Source organism: Methylorubrum sp. SL192 (assembly GCF_026672325.1).
In the GTDB taxonomy this organism is placed as follows: Bacteria; Pseudomonadota; Alphaproteobacteria; order Rhizobiales; family Beijerinckiaceae; genus Methylobacterium; species Methylobacterium extorquens.
On sequence record NZ_JAPPQV010000003.1, the window covers coordinates 2,725,846 to 2,739,452 of the forward strand.

The following is a 13,607-nucleotide window of genomic DNA, read 5'->3' on the forward strand; positions in this document are numbered from 1 at the left end:
GGCGCCGCCTGATTACCGTGGCGTTCGCCGCAAGATGGATTCGATGAGCTGGACCCAGCCGGTGAGCATGATGGAACAAAGCGTCGCTGTCGTGACCAGTCCTACCACCGCCCAGCTGTCGAAACGGGCATTGAGCAGCGAAGCGTACTTGTGCTGTATCGCGATTGCCTGTTCGGGCGTCGTCTGGCGATAGAATGGATAGACCATGTGGTTAAGCTTCATCATGCTCATGTGCAGCCCGAGAGCTCCGAACCCTATCCAATAATTTCTTATGTAAGCCACCGTCGCCTTGATCGGATAGGTCTCGCGATTCTCGCTTCTGCTATAGTCCCAAAACAATAGAGGCAGGAACGCGGGCGCTCCAAAGCATATAATTGTATTTAGATAGATAGTACTGATTCCCGATCGCTCGATTAGAAACTGCCGCATGTTCGTCAACGGAACCAGCAACGACCACGAGCTGGCCGCTTCAATAGCTTGCTGCTCGCCGACGGAGAAAAGGTGCAACGAGATCGACGCGACAACGGCCGCACCCGCAAGCAGGCCTCCGATGACATTGGCCCAATGCTTTCGCAGGAGGCCGGGAAAGAGCCTGCAGCAGATGAATACGATCAACCATGCGACCTCGAACCCGTAGGGAAAAGCCAGATAGGCGAAGGCGGTCGGTAGAGTTGCGAAAGCTGCAACGATGATTGATCCGCCCCCACTGAAGTGGTCCGCCCTGAGGTATGGCTTTTGAGCCAGATGAGGACGGACAGATGGGAACGAAGCGGCACAAGCCGGAAGACGTGGTCGCCAAGCTGCGGCAGGTGGATGTTCTGGTCTCGCAGGGCCAGAGCGTGGCGGAGGCGATCCGGGCCATCGGCGTGACGGAAGTGACCTACTACCGCTGGCGCAAGGAGTACGGCGGCCTGAAGAGCGATCAGGTTCGACGGATGAAGGACTTGGAGGTTGAGAACCAGCGGCTGCGCAAGGCGATTGCGGATCTCACCCTCGACAAGCTGATCCTGCAGGAGGCCGCTCGGGGAAACTGACCAGCCCCGCGCGCCGACGCGCCTGCATCGCGCATGTCATGAACGTCCTAGACGTCTCCGAGCGCCGCGCCTGTCGGGCGCTCGGGCAGCATCGCTCGACGCAGCGCAAGGTGCCGCGGGGAAGAGAGGATGAGGCCGCGCTGACAGCCGACCTCGTGGAACTGGCTCGCCAGTACGGGCGCTACGGCTACCGGAAGATCGGTGCATTGCTGAAGGCGGCGGGCTGGTTCGTCAACGACAAGCGGGTCGAGCGGATCTGGCGGCGCGAGGGGCTGAAGGTCCCGTCTCGGCAGCCCAAGCGCGGCCGCATCTGGGACGGGGATGGTTCCTGCCTGCGATTGCGGGCGGAGCGTCGCGATCACGTCTGGTCCTACGACTTTGTCGAAGCCCGCACGCACGAGGGCCGCAAGTTCCGGATGCTGAACGTGGTCGATGAGTTCACGCGGGAGTGCCTGGCGATCCGCGTCGCACGCAAGCTGAAGGCGGCGGACGTGATCGACGTGCTGTCCGACCTGTTCATCCTGCGCGGCGTGCCCGGCCACATCCGCTCGGACAACGGTCCGGAGTTCATCGCCAAGTCCGTGCAGGCCTGGATCACCGATGTCGGCGCCAGAACAGCCTACATCGCACCCGGCTCGCCATGGGAGAACGGTTACGTCGAGAGCTTCAACGCACGACTACGGGACGAGCTTTTGAACGGTGAGATCTTCTACACGCTCAAGGAGGCGCAGATCGTGATCGAGAGTTGGCGTCTACACTACAACAGCGTGCGCCCGCACGCCTCGCTCGGCTACCGACCACCGGCCCCGGAGGTGTTCGTGCCGGCCTTCACCGCTTGGCCGGCTGCGCTCACCCGGTCGGCTCCGCCGGCCAAGCGACCCGTGGAGCAAAGGCCGACCCTGCACTAACTTAGAACTTGGACCACCGCGTGGGGGCCGATCACCCAGCTTCCACGAACGGCCATCCTGGAGACCGGAGGCGGACTAGACTATCGGCGCAAAGGGGAACTGAAAGGTCGATCTCGACGCGACCGCCGACCATCAGCCCGAAGATGCGCCCGTCCGCGAACGGACTAGCGAGCGCCGCCTCGCACTCCGCAAGCGAGGCTTCACCGCCCTGGGCAGACAGGAGGCGCGACAGAGTTGCTGCATCCCCCATGGCGGGTACTCGCATTGATTTAAGCATGCGTTCGGCATTGCGGAGGCGTGGTTGCAACTCCACGGCACCGGGATCCTCAACGACAACGTTTCGACCGGCGGCGAAGGCAGAGTCGGCTGCATGCGCCGTGCGTCTGCGTAGGTCGTTTCGACCCCAAGTACGGAAAGTCGGCACTACGATCGTGCAGGACTGACCGGAATGGCGGAAGCGTACGACTGCGACTGCTTCGGGCCCGATGCCGACCTGATCGAAGAAGCGCCGCGCGATCTCGTCGGGGCCGAGGCAGATGGCCCCGTGGGAGACCGCCACGGCGGAAGCCTCAAGGGCGAGGCGCTTTGCTGCCCTGATTCCACGGGTTGTGCGCCAGGAGAGTGGCGTACGGTGCCGAACGCCGCGGGAATCGGGCGAAAGGGAGGGAGAAGACATGCGGAAGACTTGATCTCGACTGTCGTAGGACAGCCGCGCGCATGCGTGGGCTCATCGCGAGATTTACGCCACGCAGACCGCTATGCAGTCTGACATGCGTGTTCCTTCATCGAAGGAACGGAGAGCATCGTGCTACTTGACGATGCCGCATCACGGGCCGATCTTCAAGGACTCGGAACTAATCCGATCCCGCCGGCCTGAAGAGGTTCGATTTCGGCGCAAGATTTTTTGCGCCGAATCATCTGATCTTTGGTGATTACTATAATGCCCATAGTGCGCCATGCAAGCGAAAAATTTACAGAGCTAGCCCCGAGGCATTTTCGGGCTGCCAGGGCTCTTCTCGACTGGACTCAGGAGCATCTCGCACAGCGTGCAAAAGTCGTGAGGCGGACTATCGTAGCTGTCGAAACTGGACGGGGGCGATCGCAACCGCGGAAGGTGCAGGCTCTGCTGGATGCTTTCCGGAACGCAGGAGTCGAATTCAAGTTCGAACCCGATGGTGCGATCAGCATCGTCGATGCGAGTAGGAAGCCGGAGGCTCACGCGCCGTCTGAAAAACGATGCCGCACCCCACCGGATGGCGTTGCGCGGGCGCGGGCGGATAATGAGAGCAGGGTAGTCTTGAATACGCGCGTTAGCGGCCGGTGTCGTTCCTCCTTATGAGTTGCCAAGGCTCCAGGTTCAGAGCTTTTGCCATTCGCTCCAGATTATCGATCGAGATATTCCGCTGGCCGCGCTCGACGCTACCGACATAGCTCCTGTCCAGCCCGCAGAGATCGCCGAAGGCTTCCTGACTGAGCTCCCTTTCAGTCCGGATTCGTCTGAGATTGGTCGCGAGGATGTCGCGGAGGGCGCCGGGATGAGTCCGTTTCACGCCGGCAGCGAAGTCGCGCGACAACAGGAAAGCGACGGACTTTAAGTACCATTCGACCGGCGTCCGACCGGAATGGCGTGAGCATCGGCAAATCGCGCGACGCCCATTCGGAATGCTCGCTCATTCCGAGCTGGACCGATCTCCGGATGCCTAACCGGGGTGTGGAGACTCCTGTTGTCTCCCGCTGAGAACTGCCACCCGAATCCGGTCATACGGCCGCGACGGCCGCTGGCGCGACGGCGCTCCACGGTGGCGGGTCGGCTCGGCATCCGTCACCCCGGGTCGATGGTTCATCGAGGCGTCCCGGTGGGACGCGCGGTCTTGCGCGGGGAGGTCGTTCCAGGGGACGGACCGTCGCGTCGAGCGGGACGCCTGCTATCGACTGCGGACGTTTTTTCGCCGTCGCACGAGGCGTCGTCGTTCGCTTGCGCTGTGACGCCCTAGAAAACCGGCCATCGGCAAGGCTGCTGCGACCTGCGCCAGGGGTGCGGGCATCAAGGCGCAAGCGTCCATTCGAGACTTTGGCGCATGGGCCCGAGTTGCCGCGGCAGCGCCGTGCTGGCATCCGCACATCGGCGCCTTGCCCGAAACGCATTTCGTGAGCGCCTGGCAAAGCGCCGCGGGACGCGGAATCCATCCGTTTGTCCCGTCCGCCCCCTCGATTGGGAGAGGAACGTGCCAGAGAAGAACATCGCGGTCATCGGCGGGGGACCGAAAGCGGCGGCGCTGTGCGCCAAGGCCGATTGCCTCAACCGCTTCGGTGACAACAAGATCAGGATCGAAATTTTCGAGAAGGCGCAGATCGGAGCCGCCTGGAACGGCCGCAACGGTTACACCGATGGCGAGCAGCGGCTGTGCACGCCGGCGGAGCGCGACCTCGGGTTCCCGTACGTGGACGGGATCGAGCCCGGCGTCTCGGCACTCATGAAGCAGGAGTATTCCTGGGACGCCTTCCAGATGACGGAACCCGCCCTGCAGGACAATTACTCGACATGGGTAAGCCGCGGAAGGAAGTCGCCCATCCATCGCGAGTTCGCGAATTACCTGGACTACGCCGTCAAGACGGCCGGCATCACGCCCATCATCGGCGAGGTAACCTCGGTGGAATGGGCGGACGGGCGATGGAAGGTGAACTACACCGAGACTGCGAGCGGCGACGCCTACGACGTCGAAGGTTTCGACGGCATCGTCTTCACCGGGCCGGGCCCGGCGCATGGAAAGGTGCCTAAAGCCGGGAAACTGGTCCATGTCGGCAGCGATCGCCTCTACAACGGCGAGGATTTCTGGGACAACCTCTCCAGGGTGCGAGCCCAGTTGAGCAGAGGTTCCCGGAAAGTCTTGATCGTCGGTGGAGGCGGAACGACCGCAGCCATTGCGGCTTGGTTCATTCGTTCGAACAACGGCCATCACAGCATCGCGATGATCAACAATAGCGCCACGCTGTTCACGAGGACCGTCAACTTCTTCGAAAGCGTCATGTTCGACAACGAGAATGCGTGGCTGGCGCTTTCCTTCGCGGACAGGCGAAAATTCACCGACCGATTGAACCGCGGTGTGGTGTGGGAAAACATCACCGACATCCTCACCGACGCGAAGGATCTCGTTCTCGTGCCGGGCCGCGCGAACCAAGTCAGCCTCGCGCCCGGAAAGGCCAAGAGGCTGGTCGTGGAGTACGGGAACGAGCTAGGTTTAAGTCATAAACATGAGGCCGACATCGTCGTCGACGCCACCGGTTTCGACGGTTGGTGGTTCGAGCGTCTGCTGCCCGCCGCGCTTCAGGGCCAGATGCAGGCGGTGACCAGGCTCGGGCTGGAGGAGGGCATGAAGTCTGACCTGTCCTTCGACCTTCCCGGATGGCCCAAGATACACGCGCCGATGCATTCGCAGATCGTCGCTCCCGGCTACATGTCGCTGATGGCGCTCGGCGGCATGGCCGATGCGATCCTGCGGAATTATCGATGACGGGCTTGTGCCTTTCATGCAAACGCGTACATATGTTTACGCATACGCATGGAGATGCCCTATGGCGAACGCCGAAGCCAGGAACCTCGTGCTGAGGACCGTGTACCTTCCGAGCGAGCTCGACCAAGAACTCAAGGTCGTCGCCTTTCGGGAAGACCAGAGTAAGAATGAGATCGTGCGCGAGTTGATCCTCGAAGGCATCGCGTCGTTGCAGGCCAAGGGGGATGTTCGCTTCGTCAGGGCGGCCAAGCGCCCAAGCGAGCCCGTACGCCTTCAGCCGCTCAAGAGGAATCGCGTCGCCAAGATCGTCGGGGCGGCGCAGCCCGTCGCTGGGAAGAAGGCCGTTCGAGCGAACGTTGCAGGACGCCGCTCAAAGGCCGTCCCTGCCGACAAGGTGCAAGAAGCGGTCTAAGCTGGGAGATCCCTGCCCGCTTCATGACCTCGTGTGGGCGAGCCCGGACGCGGGCTGCCCGCACGAGGTCGAGATTGACGATGACGCGTGGCGAGGGACGCCTTCCGCCTCCAGACAGCCTGCGATGTGGGACCGACTGTCGCCGCCTTTCCATCGAGCGTCGAGTTGGACCAGGGGGGTACGAACGACACCCTCGGCGTCCTCATTTGCTCCGTGCCCGCGCAGCGACCCGTGTCCCCCGTCCATCGGTTGTGGAACGGCTACCTGGGTCCCTAGGAAACTTCGACATCGAGGCGGCCAAGCCGCCTCTTCCCGGGTCCTGCATACCCGCACTCACCCAGCGCCCACGCCTCGGCATTCCCGGACGTCCTGAAGCAGGCGTTCACGTGAGGCACACCGGATGAGATGGCGGCCTACGTCGGCGCCTGAAGTGTGGAGGGCGGCGCCGCGGATCGTCCAGGAACGGAGCTCGGGCAGGATCTCGGCCGGGGTCATGGCTCCCCCGGGGGGTATGATCTCGAAGATCTCCTGCATGACGCGGTCCCAGAACTCCAGCGCGCGGAAGCGGTCGAGCTGGTTCTCGACCTTGTGGAGGCGGGCTTGGACGCGGGCGGCCTCCGCCCGGGCGGCGAGCGCGGTGTTCTCCGCCTGCAGGGTCTCGACCATCCCGAGCAGATGCTCGCAGTCCTGCTTGTCGTCCGTGGCCATGGCCACGGCGGCCTCGCGCTCGCGGGAGAACGCCTGGGTCGCCTCGCGCTTGGCCTGCTTCCATAGGTCCAAGGCGAGCGCCTGGCCGGCCTCCTTCATGGCCTTCGACATGTCAGTGGGTTCGGGCTTGGGGTCGTAGCCGCGCTTCTTCCGCCAGGCACGCAGGTGCGTGCAGACCTCACGGGGTGAGCCACCGGTGGGGATTGCTTCGCGCACCTTGCGCAGGCTGGGCCGCTCGCCCTTGGCCAGTATTGCATCAGCGACGACGAAGACGGCGGACTCGTACGGCATGTGCAACCCCTCTTGGTACGGGGAGCATGCCCGATCCATGTTAAGTAGGCGCTGCGGGCTGGCCCCCGGGAGAGTGGAAGCGCGCCTCCGCAGTCGGGTATCAGGTAGCGCTTCCCGATACCCCTCCGCGAGCGTTTTGGCGGGCATCTGCCGCCTGCCGGACGTCTACGTCCCGGGAAGCGACATCAGCCGATCAAGCTTATCGGGAACCCCGCTGGTCAAACGCGCTTTGGTTCCTGTCGCGCCCTGCTCTACGCGCACAAGGTCGGTATTGATGGCCGCGGGCACAACCGCTCCCACTTCGACGTCCCATCCGAAGGTTCCCTCATCGGTGGCGATGCCGGGGCATCACCACCGGGACGCGATTAGGCTGCTCTTCATCCTGGCCGCTGGGAGCGAGGACATCGAAGGCCGTCGTGTGTTCAGGGGGGAGAAGCGGGCGATGGCCATCGACTTCCTCGTCCGCTACCCGGACTACCTCGCCGACGAGCTCCTCAACCTCTACGAGGCCGAGGGCGACCCGGACGTCCTCGAAGCCGTCGAAGGGATCTTTGCGGCCGACGAACCTGACGTCAGGCTGGTGCGCATGGTCCGTTGGCACCGGGGCGCCTTCCAGAACATAGAGACGCCCCTCGCTATCCTTCGCGCCCGTCATCTGGTCCGCGCGCTGCGCCAGGCGGGCGGCCAGCGCAGGCACGACTTCATCGTCGAGCCCGCCGCCTTCGTGTTCATGGACGACGTCGTCCGGCAGCAGCCCTCGCTCGAATGGTACCGGGATCGGGCCCAACTCGTCATGAGGCTCGCGAAGCTGCGCAGCGGCTCCGCCCTCAAGGACGATCAGTACATGCATCCGGAGTACAAGGACGCGCCTCTCGGCACCGAGATCCCCTCGATCAAGGTGCGGGTGCTCGACCGGTTGGGACGTTTGAGGGGAGAGGCATGACCGTACCCACGAGCGTGGACGATTGGGTCGCGACCATCGCCAGGGAGGCGAATGCCAAGGCCGAGGACGTCCGCTCCGTGCTCGACCGCCACGGCATCGTGGCGCAGGCGACCCTTCCGCGCCTACGCCGACTCGGGCTTTCCTCGATCAAGCTCAGGGGCACCAAGCGGACCGAGGCGGGCGAGACCGGCATCGAATTCGATTGGACGGACCTGACGCCGGGTCTTTGGGCCCTCTTGTCCGACGACAATTCCAGCGGCAAGTCGAGCCTGCTCAACATCGTCCAGGCCGCCCTGCGGGGCGAGTTCCCCCTTCACGTCAAGCCCGACGTCTGGTCCTGGCTGTCGCTCGTCGAGGTCGACTTCAAGGTCGAGCAGACGGTCTACCGCGTCAGCGTGTCGAAGACGGTCGGGGAGAAGGACCCCAAGCTCGCCGAGGCCGTGCTGTCGCGCCTGGACCGCGGTGACTGGTTCGTCATCTACGCGGGTGCAGCCGACGAAGGCCTGTCCGAGGCCGTCGCAGACAACATGATGGAGGAGTTCGCCTTCGCGAAGTTCTTCGCCTTCAACAAGGACACAGGTTCCCACGCCCACGGCTGGCAGGCCATCGCGAGCTCGCTCTTCGTCACCGGACCTGGCAAGGCGGTGTTCGGCGAGGTCGTCCAGGACGGCATGCCCCTCAGGCTGTTGCAGATGTTCATGGGGCTGCCCTGGGTTTCGACCTACTCCGCGGCCGCGACCGCCGAGAAGAAGGTCTTGGCCGAGCGCGACCGAGCCATGGCGTCCTCGCCTGTCCGGGATCGTCTCGCCACCCGCCTCGCCAGTGCCGAGGCAGCGCTCGGCGAGGCACGCGCCGCCCTTGCGGACCGCGTCGACCGTGTCGCATTGCGTCGGGAATTGGTGATCGAGGATCGAAAACTGGTCGACTTCCAGACCAAGGTTGAGGAAGGGCGGGCTCAGGTCACGGAGCTTGCGAGACAGGCGGCATCCGCACGGGACTCCGCTTCGGAGGTCAATCGGACGCTCCAGCAGATGGCCGACGAACGGGCGGCGGGGCTGGTGTTCCGGGTGCTGCGGCCCGTGTGCTGCCCGTCTTGCGACGCCGGCATCGACGCCCCGGAGTACAAGACGGCCGAGGCCGGCGGAACCTGCGCGCTCTGCAAGACCGAGCACGTCGTGCCGGAGGACGACACGGCCCTGCTAGACGACCTCAAGGAGGACTTCCGGGACGCCGAGGCCGTCGCCGCCCGCCTTGAAGCGCAGTTGGAGGCCGCCAAGCGACGGCGGCGAGCATACGAGGACGAAAGGGACGGCGCGCAGCGGGCCATCGACGGCATCAAATCCCAACTCGCATCCTCCGAGGAGGCCGACGCGGAGATGCGCGTTCGGGCGCTGGAGGCGCAGGTTGCCCAATTGAAGGAGATCATCGACGAGCAATCTCCCTTCGTGCCCCTCCCCGCCGCCGCCGACGCCGAGGTCCTGAAACATACCGTCAGGGTCACCAAAGACCTCTACGACGAGATGCAACGAGACCTGCTGAAGGAGGTCTCGGCACACCTCCTGCGCTTGTCGACCCTCTTCGGCGTCAAGCACGTCACCGAGATGGATTGGACGCCCAACGGCGTCCTCAACATCAAGCAGGGCGGCACCGACCTCACGTTCAAGAAGCTCTCTCCCGGTGAAAAGCTCCGTGTCCGCATCGCGGCGGCCCTCGCCGTCATCGATGTCGCCAGGCGGCGCCATTACGGCCGGCATCCGGGGTTCCTCGTCCTGGACAGCCCGGCGGCTCAGGAGATGACGGCTGATAAATTCGGCGCCCTCTTGGCGAGCGTCAAGGAGGCCGTTAGCCAAGCCGACGACGTTCAGGTCATCGTCGGTGCCGTCGCGCGCCCCGAGCTCTTGAGCGTTGTCGAAAGCAAGCGCAGGCTCCACGCTAAGGGAGCCCGATTCCTTTTCTGACGGGACCACCGTGCGGGCGGACATCGTTGATCGGCTCCTGGCAGGTATCGAAGACGAACCCGCCGACCTCGACACCCAGACCCCTGAGGGGCTGGTGGACCTCCTCCGCGATGAAGCCGAGGGCGTCGACGGCGCGGACCTCTTCGTTGCGCTCGTCGGCCACCCTCGCCACGAGGTCGCCATGCCGGCCGCGTCCGAACTCGTGCGGTCCGCCTTCGACGCCCTTGCCATGGTCGAGGTGTCCGCATGGCTCGGGCGCGGTGGCCGCGTCTCCGCCCAGGCCGGCCCGTTGGGGCGCGCCTTCCTCGAAAAGGCGGGGGACCGGGGCGCCGATTACTGCACCCGCTCGCACGCCCTGAAGGCGGCGATGATCCTCTCGCAATCAGACCGCTCTCTATTCCGGCGGCTCCAGTCTGACCTGCTGGAACTCGATCCCGGCGACGACGGCGAGTACCTCAGGCATGCCACGCGCATAGCTGGCGCCGTGCTGGCCCAGCAGCCGGACGACGACGATTTGAGGGAGGTCCTCTCCCGGTTGGCCGAGGTCGATGACGCCACCGACGAAGCCGCGATGGAGCTCGGGCTCGACGCCCTGCGCCGCGGCCTCGACGCGACCGCGCCCGATGAGGCCCTCGACGCATTCCGGTTCGCCCGCGACTGCTTCCACAAGGCGGAGACGACGAGCGAGGCGAGACCGGACGCAATGCTCTACCGGCGCTGCCTCGACGCCCTGGTGACGTTTCAGGCTGGCAACACGCCATCTGACCTGCGGACGCGGATCGACGAGATCAAGGCGTCCGCCTTCGCATATACCGCCTTCCTGACCACGCCCGACCGTCCCGAAGAGACCACCTCCTGGCTCGGGCTCAAGGCGCGGGAACGCATCCACTGGTCGCTGCTCGCTCTCCGTCTTGGGGCGCTCGACACCAGCCTGCAGCGCGCATGGCTCCAAGCCTCCAACGTGATCCAGGACGAGTTGCTGTCGGTCTATGCGGCCAGCCGAAGCCTGCTACGGCGCGCAGCCGACGGCGGCCTCGAAGCCGTACTTCGTCCCTGCATCGTCGGGGCCCTGCAAAAGGACGTCCATTCCCTCGACCTTCTGAGCCAGTGGATCGACGCGAACGAGGAATCGGGGCTCATCCCCGACGCGTCCGACCTGCGCGACCGCGTCTCGGATGCCAGGGAGGCGCTCGTCACCCACCGCCCTACCGCGGCGGCGACCGGGAGCTCACCGGCCGCCGCCCTCATTGAGCCTCTACCCGATCCGGCCAGGAAATCGGCGTTGGCGCGCGTGGCGGCCGGGATGGCGATGCTTGTCGAGACGACGACGCCCCTTGTCGTTGCCGAGCTCTTCGAGACCGTGGTGAACGGGCTGTGGCGCAACGAGGACTTCCGCGCCGACCCCGAAGGCCGTGCGATGTTCGAGGTCGTAATCTGGCAGACGATGCTGTTCGTCGTCTTGCGCAGCAACGTCGGCGTCAGCACCCTCGCGCGCGGCAAGTACCTGTTCGAGCGCGACCGGAAGAAGCTGCCCGTGGAGAAGGACCTTCAGGACGACTACTACGAGTTCCTGATGGGTACGGCGCTCTCGGAAATCTGCGGCGCCGAAAGGAGCGACGTCGGTGGCGGTCGCGCCGACATCTTCCTCTCGTTCCTTCGGACCAAGACGGTCGCCGAGCTCAAGCGCACCGCACTCAGGCTGACTAACGCCAAGGTCGTTGAGCGGTTCGGCCTCCAGAAGGTCTCCTACGACGTCACGAACGTCCGATACGGCATCCTGATGGTGCTGGACCTGAGAGACCTCGACGGCGGCCAGCCGCATGTGAGCGAACGGGTCTCGATCCACCACCTGAAGCCTGCCTGGGGTTCATCCGAGCACGCCGTCGTACTGTTCCGCGTGCAGGGGTGTCGCGAGACGCCGTCTCAGGTCTGATCCTGGATTATGTGGTCCAAGCTTTCATGGGCTCTCGCAGGGGGATCGGTCGCCGCCCTTCGAGGAGATATGCCATGGTATGCGCGACCGAACGACCGTTACGGCACCCAAAACGTGCTGGTCGTGATCCGGTCGCCGACTGGCGTGGTAGCGAGGGCCGGCACTCGGTCGGTGTTTGCCGTTGTCAAAAAGCGTTGGAACGGGGTTCATCCGCACTTTCGGTGCTTTTGGGCTATCGTTTGCCGAAGCTCTGCCGGTCTCGGTTCATGCGACATGCAGGACGCGCTGGCGCAGAAGATCGAACTTGGCTCGGCCATACATGCTGCGCTTGATCAGTTTGAGGCGGTTGACCTGCCCCTCGACCGGGCCGTTGCTCCAGGGTTCGACGATGGCTGCGCGCACGGCTGCCTCGTCCTGCCGGAGCCCGGCGACGAAACCGCCGAGATCGGTTGCGGCTGCAGCCTCCAGCCATGGCGTCAGTCCGGTGGGATCGCTCTGCCGCAGGAGGTCGGCGAAGGCGCGTACATCCTCGGCGGCTTGCTTCGGCGCGGCGATGCAGAGCGCGTCGGCGAAGGCGCGATCCTCCCGTGACAGCGTGGTCGGGTCGCTGGTGAGCCAGTGCGTGATGCGGCGCGTCGAGGGGATCCGGGCGGCCGGCGGTCGGGCCGGCGCACCCTGCCTCCGTCGCGCAGCCCAGCGTCGGACGATGTCGTAGCTGCCGATGAAGCCCTGCGCGCGCAACTCGCGGTGAAGGACGGTGGCGCTGTGCTGGCCCTCCTGCCAGCGCGTCTCGACGAAGGGGAGATGGCGGTCGAGCCGGCTCGGACCTAAGGCTCGACGGTAGGGCATGAACCGGCCCGCCCGGAGCCAGCGGCGCACAGCGTTGCGGGACGCACCGATACGGCGAGCGATCTCCTTGGTCGACAGACCTTCGCCGTGGAGGCACAGGGCTGTCTCGCAGCGGTCGCGTCGCCGGCTGTTTACCTCTGGCGTGGGTGCGGTCTCCGTCAGGTCAGGGGAGGCAGAGCGATCGTGCATGCCGCGGTGGACCACGTCCCGGATCTGAGGCTGGTGCCGTTCGACGATACCGCGCAACGCCTCGGACGCGTTGACGAGCAGATGCCAGCGATCCGCGACCTGCGTCGCCGCCGGCGCTGCCGTGCGCGCGGCCTCGGCGTAGGGGCCCGAGCGGTCACGGCTGATGACGGTCACGCTCGGATGGGCGGCGAGCCAGTCCCGCACCGGCGCCGACGAGCGGCCGGGCAACAGGTCGATGAAGCGCTGCCGTTCCAGGTCGCACACGATGGTGCCGTAAGTCCGGCCGCGCCGCCAGGCCCAGTCGTCGATGCCGACTACGCGCGGCGGCGCGGACGGCACGGTCCCGCGGCGGCGGATCAGGCGCAGGACCGTGTCGCCGCTGACCGGCATGGCCAGCCGCCGCGACAACCGAGCGCCGGGCTCCCCGCCCAGCACCATGCCGATGTCGGTTTGCGCCTCGGCCAATCGGTCGCTGCGGCGCGCCTTGCGCGCGCCCAGCCCCGGCACGCGTTCGGCGAAGATCCGACCCGGGCAATGGCTGCATCGGAAGCGGCGCACCTGTACCCGCCACGTCACCGCCCGGTCCTGCCAGGGCAGGTCCTCGAAAGTCCGCCAATACGTGCTGTGCACCCGCGTCGAAGCACACCCGCAGACCCGACAGGAGGCTTGGGCCGCTGTGGTCCGGGCGGTGATCAGCAGCGCCGTTCCATCCCGCGTCAGATCCTCGACGTGCAGGCTGTCCGGGACCAACGGCATCGACGGGTTCGAGATGGACATCGCGCTGCCCTCGGGCCACCACGCTGATCAACGCCCGAGACACCCCGCAGCACCGAAAGTGCGGATGAACCACTTCAGTGGGGGCGGATCACA

At 65.3% G+C, this 13,607-nt stretch carries 11 protein-coding genes; 7 read left to right on the forward strand and 4 right to left on the reverse strand.

Annotated features, from left to right (window positions below):
* Window positions 1-12: 12 nt before the first annotated feature.
* Complete coding sequence (locus OVA30_RS13605; protein WP_268175738.1) at window positions 13-615, reverse strand: hypothetical protein; 603 nt, start codon at window positions 613-615, stop codon at window positions 13-15.
* A gap of 143 nt (window positions 616-758) precedes the next feature.
* On the opposite strand from OVA30_RS13605, the gene OVA30_RS13610 reads away from it, so the two are divergent.
* Window positions 759-1,942, forward strand: a protein-coding gene (locus OVA30_RS13610) for an IS3-like element ISMex5 family transposase (protein ID WP_253386706.1) whose coding sequence is annotated in 2 segments (ribosomal slippage) — window positions 759-1,023 and window positions 1,023-1,942 — 1,185 coding nt in all. Because the reading frame shifts where the segments join, the coding sequence is not laid out codon by codon here.
* 940 nt (window positions 1,943-2,882) lie between these two features.
* Complete coding sequence (locus OVA30_RS25955; RefSeq protein ID WP_326493618.1) at window positions 2,883-3,281, forward strand: helix-turn-helix transcriptional regulator; 399 nt, start codon at window positions 2,883-2,885, stop codon at window positions 3,279-3,281.
* On the opposite strand, the gene OVA30_RS13615 is transcribed toward OVA30_RS25955, so the two are convergent.
* The gene (locus OVA30_RS13615; protein ID WP_268175739.1) at window positions 3,253-3,516 is read right to left on the reverse strand and encodes a helix-turn-helix domain-containing protein; all 264 of its coding nucleotides are present in this window, start codon (window positions 3,514-3,516) and stop codon (window positions 3,253-3,255) included. The genes OVA30_RS25955 and OVA30_RS13615 overlap by 29 nt on opposite strands.
* Window positions 3,517-4,167: 651 nt before the next feature.
* Here OVA30_RS13615 and OVA30_RS13620 point away from each other — a divergent pair.
* Together OVA30_RS13620 and OVA30_RS13625 are read left to right on the forward strand one after the other, a co-directional pair.
* Window positions 4,168-5,454 (forward strand): hypothetical protein, encoded by a 1,287-nt coding sequence (locus tag OVA30_RS13620; RefSeq protein ID WP_268175740.1) that lies wholly within the window; start codon window positions 4,168-4,170, stop codon window positions 5,452-5,454.
* A gap of 61 nt (window positions 5,455-5,515) precedes the next feature.
* On the forward strand, window positions 5,516-5,866 hold the full coding sequence (locus OVA30_RS13625) for a hypothetical protein (protein ID WP_056203401.1): 351 nt from the start codon (window positions 5,516-5,518) through the stop codon (window positions 5,864-5,866).
* A 333-nt stretch (window positions 5,867-6,199) separates the two neighbouring features.
* Here the strand turns inward: OVA30_RS13625 and OVA30_RS13630 are convergent, their stop codons facing one another.
* Window positions 6,200-6,865 carry a DNA-binding protein gene (locus OVA30_RS13630; RefSeq protein WP_268175742.1) on the reverse strand — a complete coding sequence of 222 codons (666 nt, stop codon included), beginning with the start codon at window positions 6,863-6,865 and terminating at the stop codon, window positions 6,200-6,202.
* Window positions 6,866-7,307: 442 nt separating this feature from the next.
* Between OVA30_RS13630 and OVA30_RS13635 the strand changes: the two genes are divergently transcribed.
* Genes OVA30_RS13635 through OVA30_RS13645 form a run of 3 tightly spaced genes read left to right on the forward strand, consistent with a single transcriptional unit; the run spans window position 7,308 to window position 11,699 of the window.
* A complete protein-coding gene (locus OVA30_RS13635) occupies window positions 7,308-7,808 on the forward strand; it encodes a hypothetical protein (protein WP_268175743.1) in 501 nt (166 codons plus the stop codon).
* Window positions 7,805-9,766 carry a hypothetical protein gene (locus OVA30_RS13640; RefSeq protein ID WP_268175745.1) on the forward strand — a complete coding sequence of 654 codons (1,962 nt, stop codon included), beginning with the start codon at window positions 7,805-7,807 and terminating at the stop codon, window positions 9,764-9,766. Before OVA30_RS13635 ends, OVA30_RS13640 begins: the two co-directional genes overlap by 4 nt.
* A gap of 10 nt (window positions 9,767-9,776) precedes the next feature.
* A complete protein-coding gene (locus OVA30_RS13645) occupies window positions 9,777-11,699 on the forward strand; it encodes a hypothetical protein (protein WP_268175746.1) in 1,923 nt (640 codons plus the stop codon).
* A 264-nt stretch (window positions 11,700-11,963) separates the two neighbouring features.
* Here OVA30_RS13645 and OVA30_RS13650 read toward each other — a convergent pair whose 3' ends face one another.
* Window positions 11,964-13,493, reverse strand: coding sequence for an ISL3 family transposase (locus OVA30_RS13650; protein ID WP_268177492.1), 1,530 nt, complete (start codon window positions 13,491-13,493; stop codon window positions 11,964-11,966).
* Window positions 13,494-13,607 lie beyond the last annotated feature (114 nt).

What these genes read in the sequence shown, in the direction of transcription:
- OVA30_RS25955 (WP_326493618.1), top strand. Translation starts at nt 2,883, where the DNA reads ATGCCCATAGTGCGCCATGCAAGCGAAAAATTTACAGAGCTAGCCCCG.
- OVA30_RS13625 (WP_056203401.1), top strand. Translation starts at nt 5,516, where the DNA reads ATGGCGAACGCCGAAGCCAGGAACCTCGTGCTGAGGACCGTGTACCTT.
- OVA30_RS13630 (WP_268175742.1), bottom strand. Translation starts at nt 6,865, where the DNA reads ATGCCGTACGAGTCCGCCGTCTTCGTCGTCGCTGATGCAATACTGGCC.
- OVA30_RS13635 (WP_268175743.1), top strand. Translation starts at nt 7,308, where the DNA reads ATGGCCATCGACTTCCTCGTCCGCTACCCGGACTACCTCGCCGACGAG.
- OVA30_RS13640 (WP_268175745.1), top strand. Translation starts at nt 7,805, where the DNA reads ATGACCGTACCCACGAGCGTGGACGATTGGGTCGCGACCATCGCCAGG.
- OVA30_RS13650 (WP_268177492.1), bottom strand. Translation starts at nt 13,493, where the DNA reads ATGCCGTTGGTCCCGGACAGCCTGCACGTCGAGGATCTGACGCGGGAT.